The organism is Pseudomonas sp., assembly GCF_030698175.1.
Taxonomy (GTDB): Bacteria; Pseudomonadota; Gammaproteobacteria; order Pseudomonadales; family Pseudomonadaceae; genus Aquipseudomonas.
This window is the reverse complement of record NZ_JAUYNT010000008.1, coordinates 16,410-38,387: the sequence shown is the minus strand read 5'-3', so window position 1 is coordinate 38,387 and position 21,978 is coordinate 16,410. Positions and strand designations below refer to the sequence as shown.

Annotated in this window: 21 protein-coding genes and 1 pseudogene; 10 read left to right on the top strand and 12 right to left on the bottom strand. The window is 60.0% G+C overall.

The annotated features are described in order from the left end of the window. Positions 1 to 134: pseudogene (locus Q8R10_RS04000) on the top strand (IS1595 family transposase); the annotation flags it as partial. A 36-nt stretch (positions 135 to 170) separates the two neighbouring features. Here Q8R10_RS04000 and rnt read toward each other — a convergent pair. Then, positions 171 to 845 (bottom strand): ribonuclease T, encoded by a 675-nt coding sequence (gene rnt / locus Q8R10_RS03995; protein ID WP_305651234.1) that lies wholly within the window; start codon positions 843 to 845, stop codon positions 171 to 173. Beyond that, entirely contained in the window at positions 842 to 1,888 is a 1,047-nt protein-coding gene (pyrC, locus tag Q8R10_RS03990) for a dihydroorotase (protein WP_305651233.1), read from the bottom strand. Before pyrC ends, rnt begins: the two co-directional genes overlap by 4 nt. Before the next feature lie 189 nt (positions 1,889 to 2,077). Here pyrC and Q8R10_RS03985 point away from each other — a divergent pair, with 189 nt between their 5' ends. Next, positions 2,078 to 3,004 carry an OmpA family protein gene (locus Q8R10_RS03985; protein ID WP_305651232.1) on the top strand — a complete coding sequence of 309 codons (927 nt, stop codon included), beginning with the start codon at positions 2,078 to 2,080 and terminating at the stop codon, positions 3,002 to 3,004. Positions 3,005 to 3,132: 128 nt separating this feature from the next. Continuing rightward, on the top strand, positions 3,133 to 4,350 hold the full coding sequence (locus Q8R10_RS03980) for an argininosuccinate synthase (protein ID WP_305651230.1): 1,218 nt from the start codon (positions 3,133 to 3,135) through the stop codon (positions 4,348 to 4,350). A gap of 363 nt (positions 4,351 to 4,713) precedes the next feature. On the opposite strand, the gene Q8R10_RS03975 is transcribed toward Q8R10_RS03980, so the two are convergent. Next, the gene (locus Q8R10_RS03975) at positions 4,714 to 5,496 is read right to left on the bottom strand and encodes an OmpA family protein (protein ID WP_305651228.1); all 783 of its coding nucleotides are present in this window, start codon (positions 5,494 to 5,496) and stop codon (positions 4,714 to 4,716) included. Positions 5,497 to 5,636: 140 nt separating this feature from the next. Here Q8R10_RS03975 and gloA point away from each other — a divergent pair, with 140 nt between their 5' ends. Continuing rightward, positions 5,637 to 6,029: a lactoylglutathione lyase gene (gene gloA, locus Q8R10_RS03970; protein ID WP_305651226.1), complete on the top strand. Its 393-nt coding sequence runs from the start codon at positions 5,637 to 5,639 to the stop codon at positions 6,027 to 6,029. Between the two features lie 114 nt (positions 6,030 to 6,143). Here the strand turns inward: gloA and Q8R10_RS03965 are convergent, their stop codons facing one another. The 8 genes from Q8R10_RS03965 to rsxA all read right to left on the bottom strand — a co-directional run bounded on the left by Q8R10_RS03965 (position 6,144) and on the right by rsxA (position 12,963). After that, the gene (locus Q8R10_RS03965) at positions 6,144 to 6,326 is read right to left on the bottom strand and encodes a PA3496 family putative envelope integrity protein (RefSeq protein WP_305651224.1); all 183 of its coding nucleotides are present in this window, start codon (positions 6,324 to 6,326) and stop codon (positions 6,144 to 6,146) included. A 108-nt stretch (positions 6,327 to 6,434) separates the two neighbouring features. Next, positions 6,435 to 7,073, bottom strand: a complete 639-nt coding sequence (gene nth / locus Q8R10_RS03960; RefSeq protein WP_305651222.1) for an endonuclease III — start codon at positions 7,071 to 7,073, stop codon at positions 6,435 to 6,437. Then, on the bottom strand, positions 7,070 to 7,780 hold the full coding sequence (locus tag Q8R10_RS03955; protein ID WP_305651220.1) for an electron transport complex subunit E: 711 nt from the start codon (positions 7,778 to 7,780) through the stop codon (positions 7,070 to 7,072). Before Q8R10_RS03955 ends, nth begins: the two co-directional genes overlap by 4 nt. Beyond that, positions 7,773 to 8,444 carry an electron transport complex subunit RsxG gene (gene rsxG, locus Q8R10_RS03950; protein WP_305651218.1) on the bottom strand — a complete coding sequence of 224 codons (672 nt, stop codon included), beginning with the start codon at positions 8,442 to 8,444 and terminating at the stop codon, positions 7,773 to 7,775. The genes Q8R10_RS03955 and rsxG overlap by 8 nt, the downstream gene beginning before the upstream one ends. A gap of 2 nt (positions 8,445 to 8,446) precedes the next feature. After that, on the bottom strand, positions 8,447 to 9,478 hold the full coding sequence (locus Q8R10_RS03945; protein ID WP_305651216.1) for an RnfABCDGE type electron transport complex subunit D: 1,032 nt from the start codon (positions 9,476 to 9,478) through the stop codon (positions 8,447 to 8,449). 12 nt (positions 9,479 to 9,490) lie between these two features. Continuing rightward, positions 9,491 to 11,776, bottom strand: coding sequence for an electron transport complex subunit RsxC (gene rsxC / locus Q8R10_RS03940; protein ID WP_305651214.1), 2,286 nt, complete (start codon positions 11,774 to 11,776; stop codon positions 9,491 to 9,493). Beyond that, complete coding sequence (gene rsxB / locus Q8R10_RS03935) at positions 11,773 to 12,348, bottom strand: electron transport complex subunit RsxB (RefSeq protein WP_305651212.1); 576 nt, start codon at positions 12,346 to 12,348, stop codon at positions 11,773 to 11,775. Before rsxB ends, rsxC begins: the two co-directional genes overlap by 4 nt. 30 nt (positions 12,349 to 12,378) lie before the next feature. Continuing rightward, entirely contained in the window at positions 12,379 to 12,963 is a 585-nt protein-coding gene (gene rsxA, locus Q8R10_RS03930; RefSeq protein WP_305651210.1) for an electron transport complex subunit RsxA, read from the bottom strand. A gap of 425 nt (positions 12,964 to 13,388) precedes the next feature. On the opposite strand from rsxA, the gene Q8R10_RS03920 reads away from it, so the two are divergent. The 6 genes from Q8R10_RS03920 to Q8R10_RS03895 all read left to right on the top strand — a co-directional run bounded on the left by Q8R10_RS03920 (position 13,389) and on the right by Q8R10_RS03895 (position 19,839). Further along, entirely contained in the window at positions 13,389 to 13,781 is a 393-nt protein-coding gene (locus Q8R10_RS03920; RefSeq protein WP_305651208.1) for a type IV pilin protein, read from the top strand. Positions 13,782 to 13,786: 5 nt separating this feature from the next. Then, positions 13,787 to 14,485 (top strand): type IV pilus modification protein PilV, encoded by a 699-nt coding sequence (gene pilV, locus Q8R10_RS03915; protein ID WP_305651238.1) that lies wholly within the window; start codon positions 13,787 to 13,789, stop codon positions 14,483 to 14,485. 74 nt (positions 14,486 to 14,559) lie between these two features. Continuing rightward, on the top strand, positions 14,560 to 15,729 hold the full coding sequence (locus tag Q8R10_RS03910) for a PilW family protein (protein WP_305651206.1): 1,170 nt from the start codon (positions 14,560 to 14,562) through the stop codon (positions 15,727 to 15,729). Further along, positions 15,726 to 16,223 carry a PilX N-terminal domain-containing pilus assembly protein gene (locus Q8R10_RS03905; RefSeq protein ID WP_305651204.1) on the top strand — a complete coding sequence of 166 codons (498 nt, stop codon included), beginning with the start codon at positions 15,726 to 15,728 and terminating at the stop codon, positions 16,221 to 16,223. Before Q8R10_RS03910 ends, Q8R10_RS03905 begins: the two co-directional genes overlap by 4 nt. Before the next feature lie 20 nt (positions 16,224 to 16,243). Then, the gene (locus Q8R10_RS03900; RefSeq protein WP_305651203.1) at positions 16,244 to 19,303 is read left to right on the top strand and encodes a pilus assembly protein; all 3,060 of its coding nucleotides are present in this window, start codon (positions 16,244 to 16,246) and stop codon (positions 19,301 to 19,303) included. Positions 19,304 to 19,311: 8 nt separating this feature from the next. Then, positions 19,312 to 19,839 (top strand): GspH/FimT family pseudopilin, encoded by a 528-nt coding sequence (locus Q8R10_RS03895; protein WP_305651202.1) that lies wholly within the window; start codon positions 19,312 to 19,314, stop codon positions 19,837 to 19,839. A 48-nt stretch (positions 19,840 to 19,887) separates the two neighbouring features. On the opposite strand, the gene metG is transcribed toward Q8R10_RS03895, so the two are convergent. Next, on the bottom strand, positions 19,888 to 21,936 hold the full coding sequence (metG, locus tag Q8R10_RS03890; RefSeq protein ID WP_305651200.1) for a methionine--tRNA ligase: 2,049 nt from the start codon (positions 21,934 to 21,936) through the stop codon (positions 19,888 to 19,890). Positions 21,937 to 21,978 lie beyond the last annotated feature (42 nt).

The window sequence follows — 21,978 nt, the reverse complement described above, 5'->3', positions numbered from 1 at the left end:
GTGTGGCGACCAAGTATCTCGTCAATTACTTGGGTTGGCGACGCATGCTAGAGCGGTATGCAAAGCGTATTCAGCCCGAGTTTTGCCTGCAAGAGGCCGTTGGGCGACCCCTTCAACAGTTAACGGGTACATAGCCTTTTTATTGCCTGGGTTTTGCCCCTGGGGGTTGTTTAGCCGCGAAAGTCGTCCCAGCCGCCGAGTTCTTTCCAGCGGTTGACGATGCCGCAGAACAGCTCGGCAGTTTTCTCGGTGTCGTAACGGGCCGAGTGCGCTTCGCGGCCGTCGAAGTCCATGCCGGCCACATTGCAGGCTTTCGCCAATACGGTTTGGCCGTAGGCGAGACCGGCGAGGGTCGCGGTATCGAAGCTGGAGAAGGGGTGGAACGGGTTACGCTTCATGTCGTTGCGCGCCACGGCCGCGTTGACGAAGCCCAGGTCGAAGCTGCTGTTGTGGCCGACCAGAATCGCCCGCTTGCAGCCGTTAGCCTTGAGGGCTTTGCGGATGCCTTTGAAAATTTCATTCAGCGCGGCTTCTTCGCTCACCGCCATACGCAGCGGGTGATCCAGTTTGATCCCGGTGAACTCCAGCGCCGCCGCTTCGATGTTGGCGCCGGCGAACGGCTCAACCCGAAAAAAATAGGTGTGCTCGGGGAACAAGAAGCCCTGTTCGTCCATGCCCACGGTCACCGCGGCAATTTCCAGCAAGGCGTCGGTGGCGCAGTTAAAACCACCGGTTTCGACGTCGACGACTACCGGCAGATAGCCGCGGAAACGCTCCGACATAGGGTGACGCGTACCGCCGCCCTGATAGCCTTCCTGTTCGTCGTCGTAATGATCTTCGCTCACGGGCGATTCTCCAGCAAACGCCAGTGCAGTTGCTCACCTGCACGCAGCGGAATAACGGTTTGCTCGCCAAATGGCAGGCTGGCCGGGGCAGTCCATGACTCACGGACCAGCGTAATGGTGTCGGTGTTGCGTGGCAGGCCGTAGAAGTCCGGGCCGTTCAGGCTGGCAAAGGCTTCCAGCTTGTCGAGCGCGTTACGTTGCTCAAAGGCCTCGGCGTACAGCTCAATGGCGGCATAGCTGCTGTAGCAACCGGCGCAGCCACAGGCGGCTTCCTTGGCGTGCTGGGCATGGGGAGCCGAGTCGGTGCCGAGGAAGAACTTCGGCTGGCCGCTGGTGGCGGCATCCAGCAAGGCTTCCTGGTGGCTGTTGCGCTTGAGAATCGGCAGGCAATACAGGTGCGGCCGGATGCCGCCCACCAGCATGTGATTGCGGTTATAGAGCAAATGGTGGGCGGTAATGGTGGCCGCCACATTGCTCGAGGCACCTTGCACGAACTGCACCGCATCGCCGGTGGTGATGTGTTCCAGCACTACTTTCAGGCTCGGGCAGCGCTCGACGATGCGTGTTAAGTGCTCGTCGATAAAAGCTTTTTCACGGTCGAACACGTCAATCTCACTGCGGGTGACTTCACCGTGCAGCAACAGCGGCAGACCGACTTCGGCCATCGTCTCGAAAACCCCGAACAGCTTGTCGATGCTGGTAACGCCGGAGTCCGAGTTGGTGGTGGCACCAGCCGGATACAGTTTGGCGGCATGCACAAAACCGCAGGCTTTGGCCGCGCGAATATCGTCGCTGCTGGTGCGGTCGGTGAGGTAGAGCACCATCAACGGCTCGAAGCGGCTGCCAAGCGGGCGCGCGGCGAGGATTCGTTGGCGGTAGGCATCGGCTTCAGCGGCGTTACGTACCGGCGGCAGCAGGTTGGGCATGATGATGGCGCGTGCAAAGGTGCGCGCAACATCGGCCACAGTGTGCGTGAGGACGGCGCCGTCGCGCAGGTGAATATGCCAGTCGTCGGGACGCAACAGGGTTAGGCGGTCAGACATGAGGGGGGTTCCAGGCGGGTAAAACGCAGCCGCTATGCTACCGGAAAAGCCCCGCGCCGGCACGTCGCCCTTCGTCAGGCAGTCGATGAAAGGCGTGGCACTTCAGGCAAAAGTTGCCCTCGGCACTTAAGTTTTCCCGCGTCGCACCGATAGCTTTGGAGACTGCCGTAATCCTCACTGGAGCCTGTCGTGCGCCAATCCTATGCCGTGTTGCTTAGCCTCTGTGCTGGCTTGCCGTTGAGCACGCCAGCGCTGGCGATTACCTTTCAAACACGCCTGGAAAACGTGCAGTGGACGGTGGCTGGCGATCAGTTTGAGTGCCGCCTGTCGCAGGCAATTACCGACTTTGGTACCGGTGAGTTCGTCCGTCGGGCCGGTGAGCAGGCGACGTTTCGGGTGAGCAGTACCGAATACTGGCAAGGCAATGGTTCGGCAACCTTGCTGGCGGCGGCGGCGCCCTGGCAGCCGGGGCGCGGTGATATCAATCTGGGTGCGATCCAGAGCAGCGCCGGTGCCCCGCTAAATAGCTCGCAGTTGCAAGCCGGGCGCTTGCTCACCGGGCTGCTGGAGGGGCGCAGCCCGTTAGTGCGCGAGCGTACTCGCCAGGGTGGTGAGCCTCTGGAAATACGCTTGCTGCCGGTCAAATTCAGCTCGGCTTACCACGACTACCTGGCCTGCACGGCCAAGTTGTTGCCGGTGAATTTTGAGCAAATCAAAGAAGCGCAGTTGGGCTTTCCCAATGGCACTGACGTCGACAGTTTGGCGCAGGCCAAGCTGGATATTATTTTGCAGTTCCTCAAGGCCGACCCCTCGGTCAATCGGATCAACCTCGATGGCCACTCCGATAACAGCGGCAATCGCCTGACCAATCGCGACCTCTCGCGCCGCCGGGCGCTGGCTGTCATGGAGTACTTAAAGGCCAATGGTGTGCCCGAGACGCAGATCACCATCCGCTTTCACGGCGAGCGCTATCCCTTGGTGCCAAATAAAACCGAAGCCAATCGGGCGAAAAATCGCCGGGTCACCCTTCACCTAGAGCGCGAAGCGGTGCCGGAAACACCGCCGCAGGCCCCGCCGGCTGCGCCGTCCAAGAGTGATGCGGCCGCCATGTCCTGAGCCTGCCGGGCTGTCGCATGGCCAATAGAGTTTGTCGCTTGGTCGTAACGTATGGCTCTGCCCCTGTAATTCAGCCGCCCCTGCCGGTAGAATCTGCGGTTTTCCGTAAACCCCGTGGAGTTGATGGCATGGCGGACGTTAACAAGGTAGTTCTGGCTTATTCCGGTGGCCTGGATACCTCGGTAATCCTCAAGTGGCTGCAGGATACCTATCAGTGTGAAGTCGTAACCTTCACCGCCGACCTCGGTCAGGGCGAGGAAGTCGAGCCGGCCCGCCTCAAGGCGCAAGCCATGGGCGTTAAAGAAATTTATATCGACGACCTGCGCGAAGAGTTTGTGCGCGACTTCGTTTACCCAATGTTCCGCGCCAACACCGTGTACGAGGGCGAGTACCTGCTGGGTACCTCCATCGCGCGGCCGTTGATCGCCAAGCGCCTGATCGAAATCGCCAACGAAACCGGCGCCGATGCCATCTCCCACGGCGCCACCGGTAAGGGCAATGACCAGGTGCGTTTCGAGCTCGGCGCTTACGCGCTCAAGCCTGGCGTCAAGGTGATCGCCCCGTGGCGTGAGTGGGATCTGCTCTCGCGCGAGAAGCTGATGGATTACGCCGAGAAGCACGCGATCCCAATCGAGCGGCATGGCAAGAAGAAGTCGCCGTACTCGATGGACGCCAACTTGCTGCACATCTCTTATGAAGGCGGCGTGCTGGAAGATACCTGGACCGAGCACGAAGAAGACATGTGGAAGTGGACCGTCTCGCCCGAAAAAGCGCCGGACGTTGCCACCTACATCGAACTGACCTACCGCAAAGGCGACATCGTTGCCATTGACGGCGTTGAGATGACTCCAGCCACCGTGCTGGCCGAGCTTAACCGCGTGGGTGGTCTGAACGGCATCGGTCGTCTGGACATAGTCGAGAACCGTTATGTCGGCATGAAGTCCCGTGGCTGCTACGAGACGCCAGGCGGCACCATCATGTTGCGCGCGCACCGGGCGATCGAATCGATCACCTTGGACCGCGAAGTGGCGCACCTCAAAGACGAGTTGATGCCCAAGTACGCCAGCCTGATCTACACCGGTTACTGGTGGAGCCCGGAGCGGCTGATGCTGCAGCAGATGATCGACGCATCCCAGGCGCACGTGAATGGCGTGGTCCGCCTGAAGCTGTACAAGGGCAATGTGATGGTCACCGGCCGTAAGTCTGACGACTCGCTGTTCGATGCCAATATCGCCACCTTCGAAGAAGATGGCGGCGCGTACAACCAGGCCGACGCGGCGGGCTTTATCAAGCTCAACGCACTGCGTATGCGCATCGCCGCCAACAAGGGCCGCAAGCTGTTCTAAGCCTTTGTTGCAAACAGAACGCTCCGCTTGCGGGGCGTTTTTTTTTGCTATGTACCCGTTATGCGTTGCTAGGGGCCGAACCTTTCTCGGGGGGGAATTAGCCTCGATACCTGTGCTGTCTGCACTGGCCAAACGCGGATAAATCCGCTCCTACAGGGTAGGCCAGCCGATGAAATTATTGCAGGTGCCGGGCTTGTGTAGGAGCGGATTCATCCGCGAAGCGAGCGCGAGCAGACTAGCAATCCTGCCGGACCACAACCGCTCTTTGTCCCACCTTCATCTGGGTCACGAACCAGATGAAGGTGGGACTTGCGCGTTGCAACACGTAACTGGGCTATAGCCTTTTTTGGCGTGGATTTAAAGCTAGTGGCTTTGCTCGGCTGCCAGGACAGTCGCAGTGGCGGGCTTGCTGTATTGCTGCACCAATGCCATCAGGCTGTCTTGCGGGGCGAGTAGCACCTCTACGCGGCGATTCAGGGCGCGGCCGGCGACGCTGTCGTTGGCGGCGCGCGGCATGTCCGGGCCCACACCCTTGAGCAACATTCGATCACGTTTAAAGCCGCTCAGGCTAAAGATCCCCGCCACGGCTTGAGCGCGTTGCTGGCTCAGGCTGCGATTGAGTTCCAGCTTGCCGCTGCTGTCGCTGTGACCAAGGATCAGCACCGCAGGCGCTTGTGCATCTTTAGCGGTGAGTTTGGCGAGCCGCGTCAGGGCGCCCAGCTTGGCCGGCAGCAGCATCTGCGGCCGATCGGGGTTGAAGCTGCCTTGCACTGGAATGCTCACCATCAGCACATCAGCGCGTCGCTCCAGGGTAAAGCCACTGCCTTCGAGGGCCGTGCGCAGTGGCGTCTCGTAGATGTCCAGCCAGGCCTGGGTGCGGGCGTTTTGCAGATTGTTTGGCGATTGTCCCGGCTCGGCGGCAGTGTTTTTTTCCGGCTTGCTGCTGGAGGCGAATGACCACCAGCTTGCCTCGTCGTGCTTTGTCTGCAGCTGCAGCTGCAGCTGCAGGTGTTCAGCCGTTTTGGTTTTTGTGTTGTTGCTGGTGGATGAAAACGACCACCAGCTCGAATCGTTGTGTTCAGCTGCAGATTGGGCGCAGCCCGCCAGCAGTACCAAGGCGATTGGCAGATAAATTTTATTCAACATGCAGCTGTTTCCTGAGCAGGCGGGTCGGGGTTTGAGGCGTTATCGGCCCAGCGGTTCATTTTATCTGGCGCGCCCAGTGCTGGTAGGCCAGTGTGCGGCGGTTCACAATACGCCCCTGGGTTATCTGTGAGGCAAGTAATATGCGAATTTTGCACACCATGCTGCGCGTTGGCGACTTGGATAAATCCATCGCCTTCTATACCGAAGTGCTGGGTATGACCTTGCTGCGGCGCAATGATTATCCCGATGGCCAGTTCACCCTGGCCTTCGTTGGTTATGGTGACGAGGCGCATAACAGCGTGATCGAGCTAACCCATAACTGGGGCGTCGAGGCCTATGATCTTGGGGCGGGCTATGGCCATATCGCCCTGGAAGTGACGGACGTCTACAAGGCTTGCGAGGACATTCGCGCCCGTGGCGGCAAGATCACCCGCGAAGCCGGACCTATGCAGCATGGCCGCAGCATCCTGGCCTTTGTCGAAGACCCGGACGGCTACAAAATTGAGCTGCTGTCACCGTCGCGCAAAGACTGATTTAACGCGCAGAAAAAAGCCCCGCCAAGCGAATTGGCGGGGCTTTTTTTGTGCCGAAAACTGGGCCTAAAGCAAAGTTGCAACGGTTGCTAAGGTTTGGCTTGGACGAATGCTTTAAAGGTCGAAGTCATAGTCGTTGAGCTGTTTTTGCAGACGTCGCTCTTCTAAATAATTGTCAATAATCTTGCGTTTGGCCAGATTGGTCTTGGCTACCTCGATCGGCGCTTCGGGGGCTTCTTCGCCGTCTTCGGCGGTTAGCTCATCGTCGACTTCGAGTGGTTGCTTGTCAGTGCTCATCAGCTTCACTCCGGTAGGCGGGATGCCATTGGCGCAACTTATAACGGTAAAACCTGTGCGGGTAAAAAAGATTTTGTTAATGGTTAGTATAGCCAAAGCCTTAAAGATTCAATCGTCGCTGGTCTTTTGCTTGAACTCGCAGAGGTCTTCAATCCGGCAGCTGCCGCAGCGTGGCTTACGCGCCTGGCAGACATAGCGGCCGTGCAAAATCATCCAGTGATGGGCGTCTAGCAAGAATTCTTTGGGTACAAATTTCAGCAGCTGGCGCTCCACTTCCAGCACGTTTTTACCGGGGGCGACGCCGGTGCGATTGCTGAAGCGAAAGATGTGCGTATCAACCGCCATGGTGAGTTGCCCAAAGGCGGTATTGAGCACCACGTTGGCGGTTTTACGGCCGACGCCGGGCAGCGCTTCAAGTTCCTCGCGGGTCTGCGGCACCTGACTGGCGTGCTTCTCCACCAGCAGCCGGCAAGTCTCGATCACGTTTTTAGCCTTGCTTGGGTACAGGCCAATGGTCTTGATATAGGCGCACAGGCCGTCATAGCCAAGGGCGTAGATGGCCTCGGGGGTGTTGGCCACAGGATAAAGCTTGGCGGTGGCCTTGTTGACGCCCACATCGGTGGCTTGCGCCGAGAGAATCACCGCAATCAGCAGCTCGAAAGGCGTGCTGTAAGCCAGCTCAGTCTTGGGTTCTGGATCGTCTTCGCGCAGGCGGCGGAAAATCTCGTAGCGTTTAGCGGCGTTCACTCTATGACTCCGGTCACTCGAACCCGTCGGCTTGGCGTTGCGGCAAGCGGGCTTTGGTCTATTTTGGCGCGCTCAAGGGCGCGGGCATCAAGCTGATTTTTCGCCGCAATCAGCAGGCCCAGGAGCAAGAAGGCGCCGGGCGGTAAAATCGCCAGCAAAAAGCCCGGATAATTGGGCAGCAGGGTGATCTGCCAATTGGCGGCAACAGAGCCGAACAGCAACTGCATATTGCTCAGCAGCATGCCGGTGCCGAGCAGCTCGCGCAGGGTGCCGAGCGCCAGCAACACCAAGCCAAAACCGGCGCCCATCATCAGGCCGTCGAAGCTGGCCTTGGCCACGCTGTTCTTGGCGGCAAAGGCTTCGGCGCGGCCGAGGATGATGCAGTTGGTGGTGATCAGCGGAATAAAAATCCCGAGGATTTGGTACAGCTGATAGGTGAAGGCCTGCATCAGCAGTTCGATGCAGGTGGTCAGCGCCGCGATAATCAGCACAAACACCGGCAGCCGCACCGCGTCGCTGACCTGATTGCGGATCAGCGCCACGGCGGCGTTGGAAAACGCCAGCACCAGCGCGGTGGCAATGCCCATGCCCAGCGCGTTGACCATCGAATTGCTGACTCCCAGCAGCGGGCAGAGGCCGAGCAGCTGCACCAGGCCCGGATTGTTCCGCCAGAGGCCATTGACGGCGATTTCGCGATAACTAGCCATTGCTGTTCCTCACTGTGCTGCTCTCCACCGTCGTGCTGCTGGGGCCGAGCAGCTGGCGTTGGTGCGCATCAAAATACTGCAGCGCTTGGTGCACCGCTTTAACCACGGCGCGCGGGGTAATGGTGGCGCCGGCGAACTGGTCAAACTGGCCCTGGTCTTTCTTTACCGCCCAGCCTGATTCGCTTGGATCGTTCAGGGATTTACCGTCGAAGCCGTGTATCCAAACGCTTTTGGCTAGCTCAATTTTGTCGCCCAGGCCTGGGGTTTCTTTGTGCTTGAGCACGCGTACCCCCGCCAGCTGACCGTTGGCCTTGATCGCCACCAGCAGATGGATGGCGCCGCTGTAACCGTCGGCTGCGGTGACCGGAACAATCACCGCCGTTGGCTGGCCGTTCAGGCGGGCGATGTAAGCGGTTTTGCTGCTGAGATTGCCCAGCAAGGGGTCGGCGGCCAGCGTCACCTGGCTGTCATGCAGCAGGTTGTCAAAACTGCCCGCCGGCAATAACTGGCTGAGGAGCTGGCTTTGCGCGGCGCGCTCGGCGGCGACAATGCGCGGCGCCGTGACGTGCTGGGTGATGGCCACCAGCCCGACCGTGACTACGGCAAACAGACCCAGCAGCAGGCTGTTTTTCAGCATTGAGCGGCTAATTTCTGGCAGGCTCATGTTTATTCTCCGACCTTGAAGCCGCGTTCGGCCTTGCTGTGGCCGTAGGTGCGCGGGCGGCTGTAGTAGTCGATGGTCGGTGCGGCGAGGTTCATCAGCAGTACGGCAAAGGCCACGCCATCCGGGTAGCCGCCCCAGGTGCGGATGATATAGACCAGCACGCCTACGCCTGCGCCAAAGATCAGCCGGCCGAGATTGCTGGTGGCGCCCGAAACCGGGTCCGTGACGATAAAGAACGCGCCGAGCATGCTGGCGCCACTCAATAGATGAAACAGCGGCGAGCCGTTGGAGTCCGAGCCGCTGCCATTCCAGAACACCAGGCTCATGACAAACAGCGCGCCGAGCATGCCCAGTGGTGCATGCCAGCTGATCAGCTTCTTGTGCAGCAGGTACAGGCCGCCGAGTAAGAAGGCGCCATTCACCCATTCCACTGCGCGGCCACCGAGGCTGCCGAAGGCCGGGTTGTTTGCCCATAGTTCATCGATGGTCAGGCTCTTATTGGTTTTTAGCACGTCGAGCGCGGTGGCCTGGCTCCAGCCGTCAGGCAGCTGCGCCAGACCGAAAATCTGCTCAATGCCGGCGAGCATGCCGACACCATGGGGGGCTGGCCAGCGGGTCATTTCCAGGGGAAAGGAGATCAGCACCACCACGTAGCCGAGCATCGCCGGATTAAACGGGTTTTGCCCCAGACCGCCATACAGTTGTTTGCCAAAGCTAATGGCAAAGCCGACGGCCACCAAGGTCAGCCACCAGGGTGCATAGGGCGGCAGGGCTAGCGCCAACAGCACGGCGGTGACCAGCGCGCTGCCATCGCGCAGGTAAAAACCTATGGGCCGTTGCCGGATGGCCAGGACTGCCGCCTCAAACCCCAGTGCCAAGAGACCGGCCCAGAGCAGGTTGACCAACGTGCCGACACCGAACAACCAAGTCAGCGCCAGCACGCCGGGCAGCGTGGCCAGCAGTACCTGCAGCATCACCTGTTGAGTGCGATTATTGCCGGTGGTGTGCGGTGAGGTGATACGGGGCAAGGCCATTGGCGCTCCGATTTAACTGTGCTGTTGCTGTAAGTGTTGCTCGGCCGTCAGCAGCCGTTGGCGCGCGTCGCTCAGCGCCGCCTCTGGCGTGTCTGGATCACGCTCCAATTTGCGCAGATCGGCGCGGGCCAAGGCGACTGCGGTTTTCAGGGCGCGGGTGGTCTCATCGATGGGTTGTTTATCCAGCCGCTGCAGATTCGGCGCCGGTTTGCCGCAGGCATCTTCAGCCGCATGCAGGGCTTGTTCGGCGGCTGCCAGGGCGGCGCGCAATGCGGTCAACTCCTCGGCGCCGGTTTGTTCGGCTTTTTTCAGCTCGGCCCGGCGCATTGCCAAGGCTATTTTGGCCTGTTTGAGTGCCTGCATGGCCGCGTTTAGCACGGGCGGTGCGAGGCTGGCCGGCGGCTGGCTTGGCAGGCCTTCGAGTACCTGTTCGGCCGCCGCCAATTGCTCGCGCAACCCTTGCAGTTGCTTGGCGTGCTCGGCGTTGGGCTCTTCGAGTTGTTCGAACTTGCGCACTTGTGCGCGCAGCATGGCGACTTGGATCTTGGCTTTTTTTAGCGCCAGTTCGGCGTCTGGCGTGCTTGCGGCCGCTGGGGCAGTGGCCAGCGCCGCATCCAAGGCGCTTTGCGCTGATAGTGCGGCGCTACGAAGCTGTGCTACCTGGGCTTGCAGTTCGCGGGTATCGCCGCCCTTGTCGGTATACAGAGCCAGTTGCTTCTCGGCCTTTTTCAGGGTGACCTGCGCCATGCTGGCGGCGATCTTGAGTTTCTTCTGCTCATCACTGAGTCCCTGCGGCGCTGCTGGCAAGGCGCCGGACTCGGCGCTGGTTTGGCTGGCGGCCAGGGCCGCCTTGGCACGGGCGACTTTCTCGGTGCGCGCTTGACGTTCGGCATCTTTCTGTTCTTGCTCGCCGCGCAAGCGTTCCTGGCGCTGCTCAAAACGTTGCCGCGACTGTTCGGCTTTCAGCTGCTTGTTTTCCAGCTCGCGGATGTCGGCCTTGGCGGCGCGGTAGTACTGCACCAACGGAATATTCGAGGGGCACACATAAGCGCAGGCGCCGCACTCGATGCAGTCGAAGAGGTTATGGGTCTTGAGTTGTTCATGTTGTTGGCCGAGGGCGAAAAAATGCAGTTGTTGCGGTAACAGGCTGGCCGGGCAGACCTCGGCGCAGTCGCCGCAGCGAATACACGGCAGCGCTGGCGGCGCTGGCGGCAACTCGGTCGCGGTGCTGGCCAGCAGGCAATTGCTGGTCTTGATCAGCGGCACTTCGAGGCTCGGCAGGCTAAAGCCCATCAGCGGCCCGCCCAGCAACAGGCGATCAAGCTGGGCCTCTTGCAAGCCGGCGAAGGCCAGCAGCTCGCCCACCGGCGTGCCGATCAGCGCTTCGATATTCATCGGCCGGCTCAGCGCTGCGCCGGTCAGGGTGGTGATCCGTGAGATTAACGGTCGGCCTTCAAGCACCGCAGCATGGATGGCCACTACAGTGCCGACGTTCAGGCAGAGCATGCCGATATCCGCCGGCAGTCCGCCGCTGGGCACTTCAGCGCCGGTGAGTAGTTGGATCAGCTGTTTTTCACCGCCAGAGGGGTACTGGGTCGGCAGCACCTTGAGGGTAAAGGGTCGCGGGCCTATGGCTGCCTGCACGGCGGCGATGGCCTCGGGCTTATTGTCTTCGATGCCAATTAACACCGCCTCGGGTGCAATCAACTGCACCAGAATCTCGATACCGCCGATCAGTTGCGTCGCCCGCTCACGCATCAGGCGGTCGTCGGCCGTGATGTAGGGTTCACATTCGGTGCCGTTGATGATCAGCGTGTGAATCTTTTGCGCCGAGCGGGCGCTGAGCTTTACTGCGGTCGGAAAACCCGCGCCGCCCAAGCCATTGATGCCGGCGCTGCGAATAATCGCCAGCAACTCGGCAGGCGCAAGGCTGCGGTAGTCGGCGCAGGGCGACAGCTCAACCCACTGCTCCAGGCCATCGCTGTCGATCACTATGGCCTCGCTGAGCAGCCCCGAGACATGGGGGTAGGGCTGCGGGCCGATAAAGCTGACGATACCGGAAGTCGGTGCATGCAGCGGCACGCTGATCGTGCCATTGGCGGTGGCAATCAACTGGCCCTTGAGCACCCGCTCACCGACCGCCACGCAAGGCTGTGCCTGCGCGCCTATATGCTGGTTCAGCGGCAAGATCAGCCGTTTTGGCAGTGGAGCCTGCTGGATCGGCGTGCCGTTGGACTGGCTCTTGTGCTCGGCTGGGTGAATGCCGCCGGGCATTTCCCCTAGTGGTAAGCGGCTCATGCGGCTTGCTCGCGGTCGGTGGCGATCAGTTGACCGGGCGGCAGAGGTTGCGACCAGTGCCAACTTTGCAGGTTGCCAGCGACCGGCAGCATGTCGATGCAGTCGACCGGGCAAGGCTCGACGCACAGATCGCAACCGGTGCATTCGGATGCGATCACCGTGTGCATCTGCTTGGCCGCGCCGAGAATGGCGTCCACCGGACAGGCCTGAATGCACTTGGTGCAGCCGATGCATTCGGCCTCGCGAATAAAGGCCACCATCAACGGTTTTTCGCCCTCGACGGCGTCCAGGGGTTCGACTTCGACATCGAGCAAGTCCGCCAGCGCCTGAATAGTGGCTTCGCCGCCGGGTGGGCACTTGTTGATCTTGTCGCCGCCGGCAATCGCCTCGGAGTAAGGCTTGCAGCCCGGATAACCGCATTGGCCGCATTGGGTTTGTGGCAGCAGGCTGTTGATTTGCTCGGCCAGTGGATCACCCTCAACCCGAAAGCGCACTGCGGCATAGCCCAGAATTGCGCCGCTGACCAAGCACAAGGCGAGCAGCGCCAGCACGGCGCTAAGGACCATGCTCATGGTTGACGGGCTCGCATCAGCATGGGTGGTTCACAGCTTGATCAGCCCGGCAAAACCCATAAAGGCCAGTGACATCAAGCCGGCGGTGATCATGCCGATCGCCGCGCCGCGAAACGGCAGTGGCACATCGGCGATGGCGATGCGTTCGCGCAGGGCGGCAAACAGTACCAAGACCAAGGAGAAACCCACGCCGGCGGCGAAGCCATTGGCGGTGGCGGTAATAAAGGTGAACTCGCCCTTGTTGGCGTTCAGCAGTGCCACGCCGAGGACGATGCAGTTGGTGGTGATCAGCGGCAGAAAAATTCCCAACACCCGGTACAGCAGCGGGCTGGTTTTATGCACCACCATCTCGGTGAACTGCACCACCACGGCAATTACCAGAATAAAACTGATGGTGCGCAGATACTCCAAGTCCAAGGGCTTCAAGACGTACTGCTGGATCAAATAGCAGCTCATCGCCGCCAAAGTCAGCACAAAGGTGGTGGCCAGCGACAGGCCAATCGCCGTCTCGATGCGCTTGGACACTCCCATAAACGGGCACAGGCCAAGGAACTGCACCAACACGAAGTTGTTGACCAGCACGGAGCTAACCAAGATCAGGGCGAGTTCAGTCATGTTCATCTTAATGGGCCCATGCACTTGCGTTCATAAGGGGGGCAGAGGCCCAGAAACTGCGCTAGTACAAAGGTGTTGAGCAATATAGAGCTAACTAAGGTCGGGGCGAGTTCGGTCATGTCAGTTTGCTCATGCACGTTCGCTCATAGAAAGTGCCGCCGCGAGCGGGGCAGGGGCTCCATTATCGGGAACTGCCGCCGCCGCCGCAATCGCTGAGCAATGGCTAAGGGGGCTACCGTTGGTAGGCGCAAAATAGGCGTTGGTCATGGCTGTCTGCCACTGGTCGCGATTTGTCGGTGCTTAGCTCGCATGTTTACGCAGTGAGGCTAGGGTGTGAGTTGTAGGGATGCACAGTCAGACCTAAGTGCGGAGCTCCGGTGCAGGATGCTGGTGAACACCGTACAGATTGCTTGGGAGTTTGCCGAATGGCTACCTTGCGGCCCCGTGGTTTTACCCTGATAGAGCTGATGATCACCGTTGCCATCATTGGCATTCTGGCCGCCATCGCCTATCCCAGCTACACGCAATACATCATCCGCGGCAACCGCGGCGCGGCCCAGGCGCAGATGCTGGATATCGCCAATCGCCAGCAGCAATTTCTGCTGGCCAATCGTGCCTACGCCAGCAAGGCGACCCTGACGGCCAGCGGTTACGGCCTGCCCAGCGAGGTCAGTGCGCGCTACAGCTACGACATTACTGTAGGCACCGGCACTGTGCCGTCCTTCACCATCACCTTCACCGCTACGGGCAGCCAGGCCAGCGACGGTCCTCTGACGCTTAACAACGAAGGGGTCAAGACCCCGGCAGATAAATGGTGACCGCGATGCACAGCGCATGCCTTAGCAGGCCGTTGAAAAATGTAGCGAGCGAAGGTCAGGCAAGGCGAAATCAGCCGAAAAAGCGCAGTTTACTGGTCGTAAATGAGCATTTTGAGGCTGATTTCAACGCGGCATGGCCGAGCGCAGTAGTTTTTCAACGGCCTGCTAGGCAAAAGGGCTTTAGCCTGATCGAGGTGCTGGTGACCTTGGTCATTCTCGCGGTCGGCCTGCTGGGTGTGGCCGGTTTGCAGGCGCGCCTGCAGCAGTCTGAGATGGAGGCCTATCAACGTTCGCAAGCACTGCTTTTACTGGATGACATGGCCAGCCGTTTGGCCGCTAATCGTAATGCGGCTGGCAGCTATGTGACGGGCAGTTCCAGCCCGGTTGGTGTGGGTATGAGCTGTCCGACCAGCACTGCGACCCAACTGCAGGTCGACCAGAAAGAATGGTGTGAGGCGCTCCAGGGCGCGGCAGAGACCAGCGGCGGTGGCAAGGTCGGTGCCATGCTGGGGGGGCGCGGTTGTGTCGAGTCGGTGGGCTCTGGGCAATATTTGCTGACCGTGGCTTGGCAAGGCATGGGGCCGCTTGCGGCGCCGCCCGCGGGTGTGGCCTGCGGGGCTAATAGTTATAACAACACGACAAATTGCACCGGCGATCTTTGCCGGCGCGTAGTGACCAGCATAGTGCGGGTGGCAACGCTATGAACGGGCCATGCCAGACACCGGACAGTGGCGCATGGCGTCGGTGTGACCAGCTCTATGGTGCGGGTGGCGACGCTATGAACTGTTCCTGGACACTGGGCAGTGGCTGTAACCGGCTCGATGCTGCGGGTGGCGCCGCTATGGGCAAGCCAGTGCTGATGATGCGCGGCTTTGGTCTTATCGAACTGATGGTGGCCATGACCCTTGGCCTGCTGCTCACCGTCGGAATCTTGACCCTCTATCTGGATATGAGCCGCAGCAGTGCCGAACTGGCCAAGACCAATCTACAGATCGAGAACGGCCGTTTAGCCATTCAATTGCTGCGCGATGATCTGGTGCATGCCGGCTTCTGGAATGGCTTTATTCCGGAATTTGACGACCTGACGCTGGAGACTGTGCCGGTTGATTACCCGGCAACGCTGCCGGCGCCCTGTGCGGCCTACTCCACCTGGACTGCCAGCTTCAAGGGCGATCTGCTGGGGACTGGCGTGCAGCTCTACAGTGGTGTGCCTACTGGTTGTGAGTCCGCCTTGCCCGACGCCGTGGTCGGCAGCGATGTGCTGCTGGTGCGGCATGCCCAGACCTGCGTGGCCGGGGTCGGTAATTGCGAAGCCGACACTTCCGACAAACTCTACTTCCAGACGTCCCAGTGCGAGGGCGAGGCGCGCTATGTGCTGGCCGACAGCGGTTTTACCTTGCACAAGCGCGACTGCACGACGGCGGCCGAAAAACGCAAATTCGTCAACAGTATCTATTACCTGCGCGATTACGCAGTCAGTCCGGGTGACGGTATTCCCACGCTGATGCAATCGAGCTTCGATCTGGTCAGCGGCAACCTGACCCAGCAACCGGCGGTGGCGATGATCGAGGGCGTGCAGGCGATGCGCTTCGAGCTGGGCGTCGACAATATCAGTGACAGCGGCGCGGCGGTGAATTACAGCCAGGCGGTGCTCTGGGCAGATACCACTGAGCCCATCGTCAAAGATTCCCCGACCAATCGCGGCGACGGTGCCGCCGATGCCTTCTGTACCTCGGGCACGTGCACCCTGGACGACATGCTCAACAGCGTGCAGATCAAAGTTCATCTGCTGGTGCGCGACCTTGAGCCGAGTCAGGGCTACAGCTCGGACAAGACCTACAGCCTGGCGGGCAGCACCCTTGGGCCCTATAGCGACAATTTTAAACGGCATGTGTATGCCACCACTGTGCGCCTGAGCAATATCTCTGGCAGGAGGGAAACCCCATGAAAAACTTACCGCAAGCCCAGCAGGGCATGGTGCTGGTGGTCGGCCTTATCATGCTGCTGCTGTTGACGCTGATGGTCTCGACCGTCTCCACCCTCAGTTCCACCAATCTGCTCGGGGTTGGTAATCAGCAATGGCGTAGCGAGGCGCTGGCCGCCAGCGATGTGGCGCTGGAGCAGGTTATCCCCTCGTTGAAGCCGCCACTGTCGGGCGCCTATAGCGCGCCAGTAGCCAGCAGCGATATCGGGGTGGATATCAACCACGATAATGTTGATGACTATCTGGCGGATGTTACTCCCACCTGCGTGCGGGCCACGTTGGCTAGCGCCTCGGCACCCAGCAGTCTGAGTCTGGCGGGTATGTCCAATTTAACCTGGAACACCGTCTGGGATCTCGATGCCAGCGTGCAAGATGCTGTTACAGGCACCTCGGTGCGGGTGCGCACGGGCGTGCGGGTGCTGTTATCCGATGCGCAGAAGATCAGCGCATGTTTCTAAGCCAGTTACGAGGTGCGGTCATGAACTCCTTTATGCGCAAGGCGCTGTTGCTGGGCCTGCTGGCTACAGTCGGTGTAGCTCAGGCTGAGGACGTCGATCTGTTCGTTGGCACGCCGCCGAGTGTTGCCGATATTCCCAATGTATTGGTCATTCTCGACAATACGGCCAACTGGAACACCCCGTTCAGCAACGAGATGGCGGCCCTGTCTTCGGTGGTCAGTGCGCTGCCGGCTGACAAGTTTCGTGTTGGGCTGATGATGTTTACCGAGAGCGGCGGTGGTAACTCGGGTAACGACGGTGCTTACGTGCGGGCCGCCATCCGCCAACTGAGTGCGCTCAACAAGCCGCTCTACCAGAGTTTGGTGAACAACCTGGACGTGGGGGCTGACAAGTCTAATGGCGGCAAAATCAGCAAAGCCATGGAGGAGGCTTACCTGTACTTCTCGGCTGGCGCTCCCCATGCCGGTAATAACAAGGTCAAGACCGACTTCACCGGTAATCTTGGAGTAAATGCCAGCTCTGATGCCATCTATGCCCTGACGGGCAATGCCCTGTCGGCCAAGGCGGCGACTCAGTACAACAATCCAATTGTTTCCGGTTGCGCCAAAAACTTCATCATCTACATCAGCAATGGCGCGGCCCAAGACAATAACGCCGATATCACCCAGGCCACTGCAGCCCTGGTGGCAGCCGGCGGGGCCACCACCACTATCGCCATCAGTCCCAGTGGCTCGCAAAGCAATGTCGCCGACGAGTGGGCGCGCTTTATGAAGCAGAGCAGCCTCGGCATCACCAGCTATACGCTGGATATCAATAAGGTCACCACCGGCCAGGGACCCGGCTGGACGGCATTATTGAAGAGTATGGCGCGGGTTAGCAGTGGCAAGTACTTCGATGTCAGTAGCAGTGGTACGCAAATTGTCGATGCGCTGCTGGGGATATTTTCCGAGATTCAGGCAGTCAACAGTGTGTTCGCCTCGGTGAGCCTGCCGGTCAGCGTCAATACCCAAGGCACCTTTTTGAATCAGGTGTTTGTCGGCATGTTCCGCCCTGACTCGAGTTCCTTGCCGCGTTGGCCTGGCAACCTCAAACAATACAAGCTGGGCATGACCGATGGCGTGCTCAAATTGCAGGACGCCGACAGCACGGCGGCAATCAATGCGGCCACGGGCTTTGTCACCGCCTGCGCGCGCAGCTTTTGGACGCCCACCGCCGCCGATAACTATTGGGCCTTTAGCCCGCGCGGCAGTTGTTTGATTGCCGGCTCGGAGAACTCTAACTCGCCAGATGGCAACATAGTCGAGAAGGGCGCGCAGGCCTTTCGGCTGCGCACCGACAGCATTCGCAATGTAAAAACCTGTTCGCCGGATTTTGCCACCTGCGCCAGCACCAGCGCCCTCAGCACTTTCGATACGGCCAACGGCGCCATCACCCAAGCCTTGCTCGGCGTGGCCAATAGCACCGAGCGTAGCAACCTGATCAATTGGGTGCGCGGTCAGGACCTGAAGCTGGATGCGGCTGGGCTGGGTGAGGAAGATGGCGATACCAATACCGCCGAGAACCGGCCTTCGGTGCATGGAGATGTGGTGCATTCGCGTCCGGTGGCCATCAACCATGGCACCGATGCCGCGCCTCAGGTGGTGGTCTATTACGGTGGTAATGATGGTGCCCTGCGGGCAGTGAATGGCAATCGCACGGCTTCGATCGGTAGCTTCGTTGCCGGCAGCGAACTCTGGTCGTTCGTGCCGCCGGAGTTTTACGCCAACCTCAAGCGCCTGTACGACAACGTTGTCAGCATCAGTTTCCCGGGGCACACCACCAGCGCCTTTCCCACAGATCCAACCCCGCAGCCCAAGGCTTATGGTTTCGATGGCCCGCTGGTCGCGTTTAAGGACGCTAGTAACGCGTGGATCTACGCCAGCATGCGCCGTGGCGGTCGGGCCCTGTATGCCTTCGATGTCGGTGCGCCTGCGGCGCCGACGCTGAAGTGGAAAAAAGGCTGTCCGAATGCGCTTAATGATACAGGCTGCAGTGCCGGCTTTAGCGGCATAGGTCAAACCTGGTCGTCGCCCAGAGTGCTGAAGGCTGCCGGCTACGGCGGCGGAACTGCGCCGCTGCTGATCATGGGCGGTGGTTATGACAACTGCGAGGATGGTGACCCAAACAGTTGCAGCAGTTCGACCAAGGGCAACCATGTCTATGTGCTGGATGCCGACACTGGCGCGCTGCTCAAGACCTTCGACACCGAGCGCAGTGTGGTCGCCGATATCAGCGTGGTACCCAACAGCAGCGGACAGGCTATCTATGCCTATGTCGCCGACATGGGCGGTAATGTCTATCGCATCAGCATGGGCTCTGCGGCGCCGGCGGCTTGGACTATCACCCAGATTGCCGACCTCGGTTGTGATACTCCGGCCAGCTGTACGGCTAACCGCAAGTTTATGTTCGCCCCGGATGTGGTCGCCGACTCCGGCGGCTACGTGTTGCTCCTGGGCAGCGGCGATCGGGAGAAACCCCTGACCAACTACAGCGTTGCCAGTGGAGTGGTTAACCACTTCTTTATGCTCAAGGATCGTCCGGGTGATGCGGCTTGGTTGACTGCAGAGGCCTCCACTAACTGTGGGGGCGCCGCAGTGCTCTGCAAGGCCTCGCTGCTGGGAGTTACCTCAGCCAGCACGCCATCGACTGCAGATTTTGGCCTGAAGAAGGGTTGGTACCTGGGCTTAAGCGCCACCGAACAGGTAGTGACCTCGGCCATTACCGTATTTGGGGTGGTGACCTTCAGTACCCATCAGCCGGCAGTGGCAACGCCGGGGTTGTGCTCCAATCTCGGCGAAGCCCGGGTCTATAACATCAACTACCTAAATGCCGAGGGCCAGGACGGGCAGCGCTATGAACTACTGGCCGGCGGCGGCCTGCCACCCTCGCCAGTGGCGGGGATGGTCACCCTGGATGATGGCAGCTTGGTGCCTTTCGTGATTGGTGCCAATCCAGACTCACCCCTTGAGGGCAGTCCGCCAACAGCGCCGGCCACTGTCAACCAGCCGGCGGCCCGGGTGTACTGGAATATTGAGCAGTAGGAGGGTGCATGCACAGGTTCAATCGAGCATCCACAGGCAGGCTGTCGGCCAGGGGAGGGCGCGGCTTTTCGCTGATTGAGTTGATGGTGGCTTTGGCTGTGGCGGCGGTTCTGCTCGGGATAGCCATACCGTCCTTCGATAGTTTTATCTTGAAAAATCGCCTGAGCACTTATGCTAGCGCCTTTTCTGCCAGTGTACGCCTGGCGCGTAGCGAGGCGCTGAAGCGCAACACGCCGGTCACCTTGTGCCGGTCCAGTGATGGGAGCACCTGTGCTGACTCTGGAAGCTGGGAGCAGGGCTGGATAGTGCTCAGTGGCACCACGGTGATCAGGCACCAGCAGGCGGCTGTGGCGGGCTACCTGCTCTTATCCAGTATCAACACCGACCTGACGTTTCAGCCCAATGGCTTCGTTTCGATTCAGGCATCGCTGATCGTCTGCCGCTCCTCACCTCTGGGAGGCGAAGAGCGAGTGGTGACAATTTCGGCGACCGGACGCACAAGCATCAGTAAGACCTATACCGGTTCCTGCTCGTAGGGCTGCCTTAGGAGCGCAGCGAACAGTCAGTCGGATAATCTGGAGTCCTTACTTAACCCGCTGCCCCGGCTTGGCGCCGTTGTCCGGGCTGAGCAGATAGATCTCGCTGCCGCCGGCGCCGGCGGCCAGCACCATGCCTTCGCTGATGCCGAACTTCATTTTGCGCGGTGCCAGGTTGGCCACATACAGGGTCAAGCGACCTTCCAGCTCGGCGGGGTTGGGGTAGGCACTTTTGATCCCGCTAAACACGTTGCGTTTGGCGTCGCCGATATCCAGAGTCAAACGCAGCAGCTTGTCGGCGCCTTCGACGAATTCGCATTTTTCAATCAGAGCAATGCGCAGGTCGACAGCGGCGAAGGCGTCGAAGTTGATCTCGGCGGCCACCGGCTCTTTTACTAATTCGCCATTGCCGGTTGCAGCGCCAGCAGTGACGGCGCCTTCGGCGATCAGGTCTTCTTTGGAGGCTTCGAGCATGGCTTCGATCTTCGCCGGTTCAATGCGGGTCAGCAGTGGGGTGAAGGGGTTCAGCTGGTGGTTGGCCAGTGCAGTGCTGAGGTCGCTCCAGCATAGCGGCGCGACATTCAGGAAGGCTTCGGCATCGGCCGCCAGTTTCGGCAAGACCGGCTTGAGCATAATCACCAATTGACGGAACAGGTTGATGCCCAGGGCGCAGATGTCCTGCACTTCGGCTTGCTTGCCTTCGACCTTATTCAGCGACCAAGGGGCCTTGTCGGCAATCCAGGCGTTGGCGCGGTCGGCCAGGGCCATGATTTCGCGCATGGCGCGGGCGAAATCACGGGCTTCATAGGCGTCGCCGATGCTTGGTGCGGCGGCTTGGAAGGTCGCCCATAGTTCTGGTTCAGGGTTGGCATCGACCAGTACGCCGTCGTTGCCCTTGTGAATAAAACCGGCGCAGCGGCTGGCGATATTCACCACTTTACCGACCAGGTCGGCATTCACTTTCTGCACGAAGTCGTCGAGATTCAGGTCCAGGTCGTCGACACTACGGCCGAGTTTGCTGGCGTAGTAGTAACGCAGGTATTCCGGGTTGAGCTGATCCAGATAGGTGCGAGCCTTGATAAAGGTACCGCGCGACTTGGACATCTTCTGCCCGTTGACCGTCAGGTAGCCGTGCACGCACACCGCAGTCGGCTTGCGCAGGCCTGCGCCTTCCAGCATGGCTGGCCAGAATAATGCGTGGAAATTGACTATGTCTTTACCGATAAAGTGATACAGCTCAGCGGTCGAATCTTTGTTCCAGTAGGCGTCGAAGTCCAGCTCTGGGCGGCGCGCGCAGAGGTTCTTGAAGCTGGCCATGTAGCCGATCGGTGCATCCAGCCAGACGTAGAAATATTTGCCCGGTGCATCGGGAATCTCGAAGCCAAAGTAGGGCGCATCGCGGCTGATGTCCCATTCCTGCAGGCCGCTGTCGAGCCATTCGGCGATCTTGTTGGCTACCGGCTCCTGCAGCGTGCCGCTGCGGGTCCAGGTTTTCAACATGGCTTCAAAATCCGGCAGTTTGAAGAAGAAGTGCTGCGAGTCTTTCAGTACCGGCACCGCGCCAGAAATCGCCGAGCGCGGGTTTTTCAGGTCTGTCGGCTCATAAGTGGCGCCGCATTTTTCGCAGTTGTCGCCGTACTGATCCTCGGCCGCACATTTTGGGCAGGTGCCTTTGATAAAGCGGTCGGCGAGAAACATGCCTTTTTCGGGGTCAAAATACTGGGTGATCGAGCGAGTGGCGATATGCCCGGCATCGCGCAATTTCAGGTAAATGGCCGCCGATAACTCGCGGTTTTCTTGCGCGTGGGTGGAGTGGAAATTGTCGAAATCCACCAGGAAATCGGCAAAGTCGGCGCTGTGTTCAGCCTGTACGTTGGCGATCAGTTGTTCCGGGGTGATGCCTTCTTTCTCGGCGCGCAACATGATGGCCGAGCCGTGGGCGTCGTCGGCGCAGACATAGGTGCACTGGTTGCCGCGCAGCTTCTGGAAGCGCACCCAGATATCGGTCTGAACATATTCGAGCATGTGGCCCAAATGAATGGAGCCATTGGCATAGGGCAGGGCGCTGGTTACGAGAATCTGGCGGGGCTCGGACATGGTGCTCGGCTATTTATTGGCAACGAAGAAGGTCGACAACTA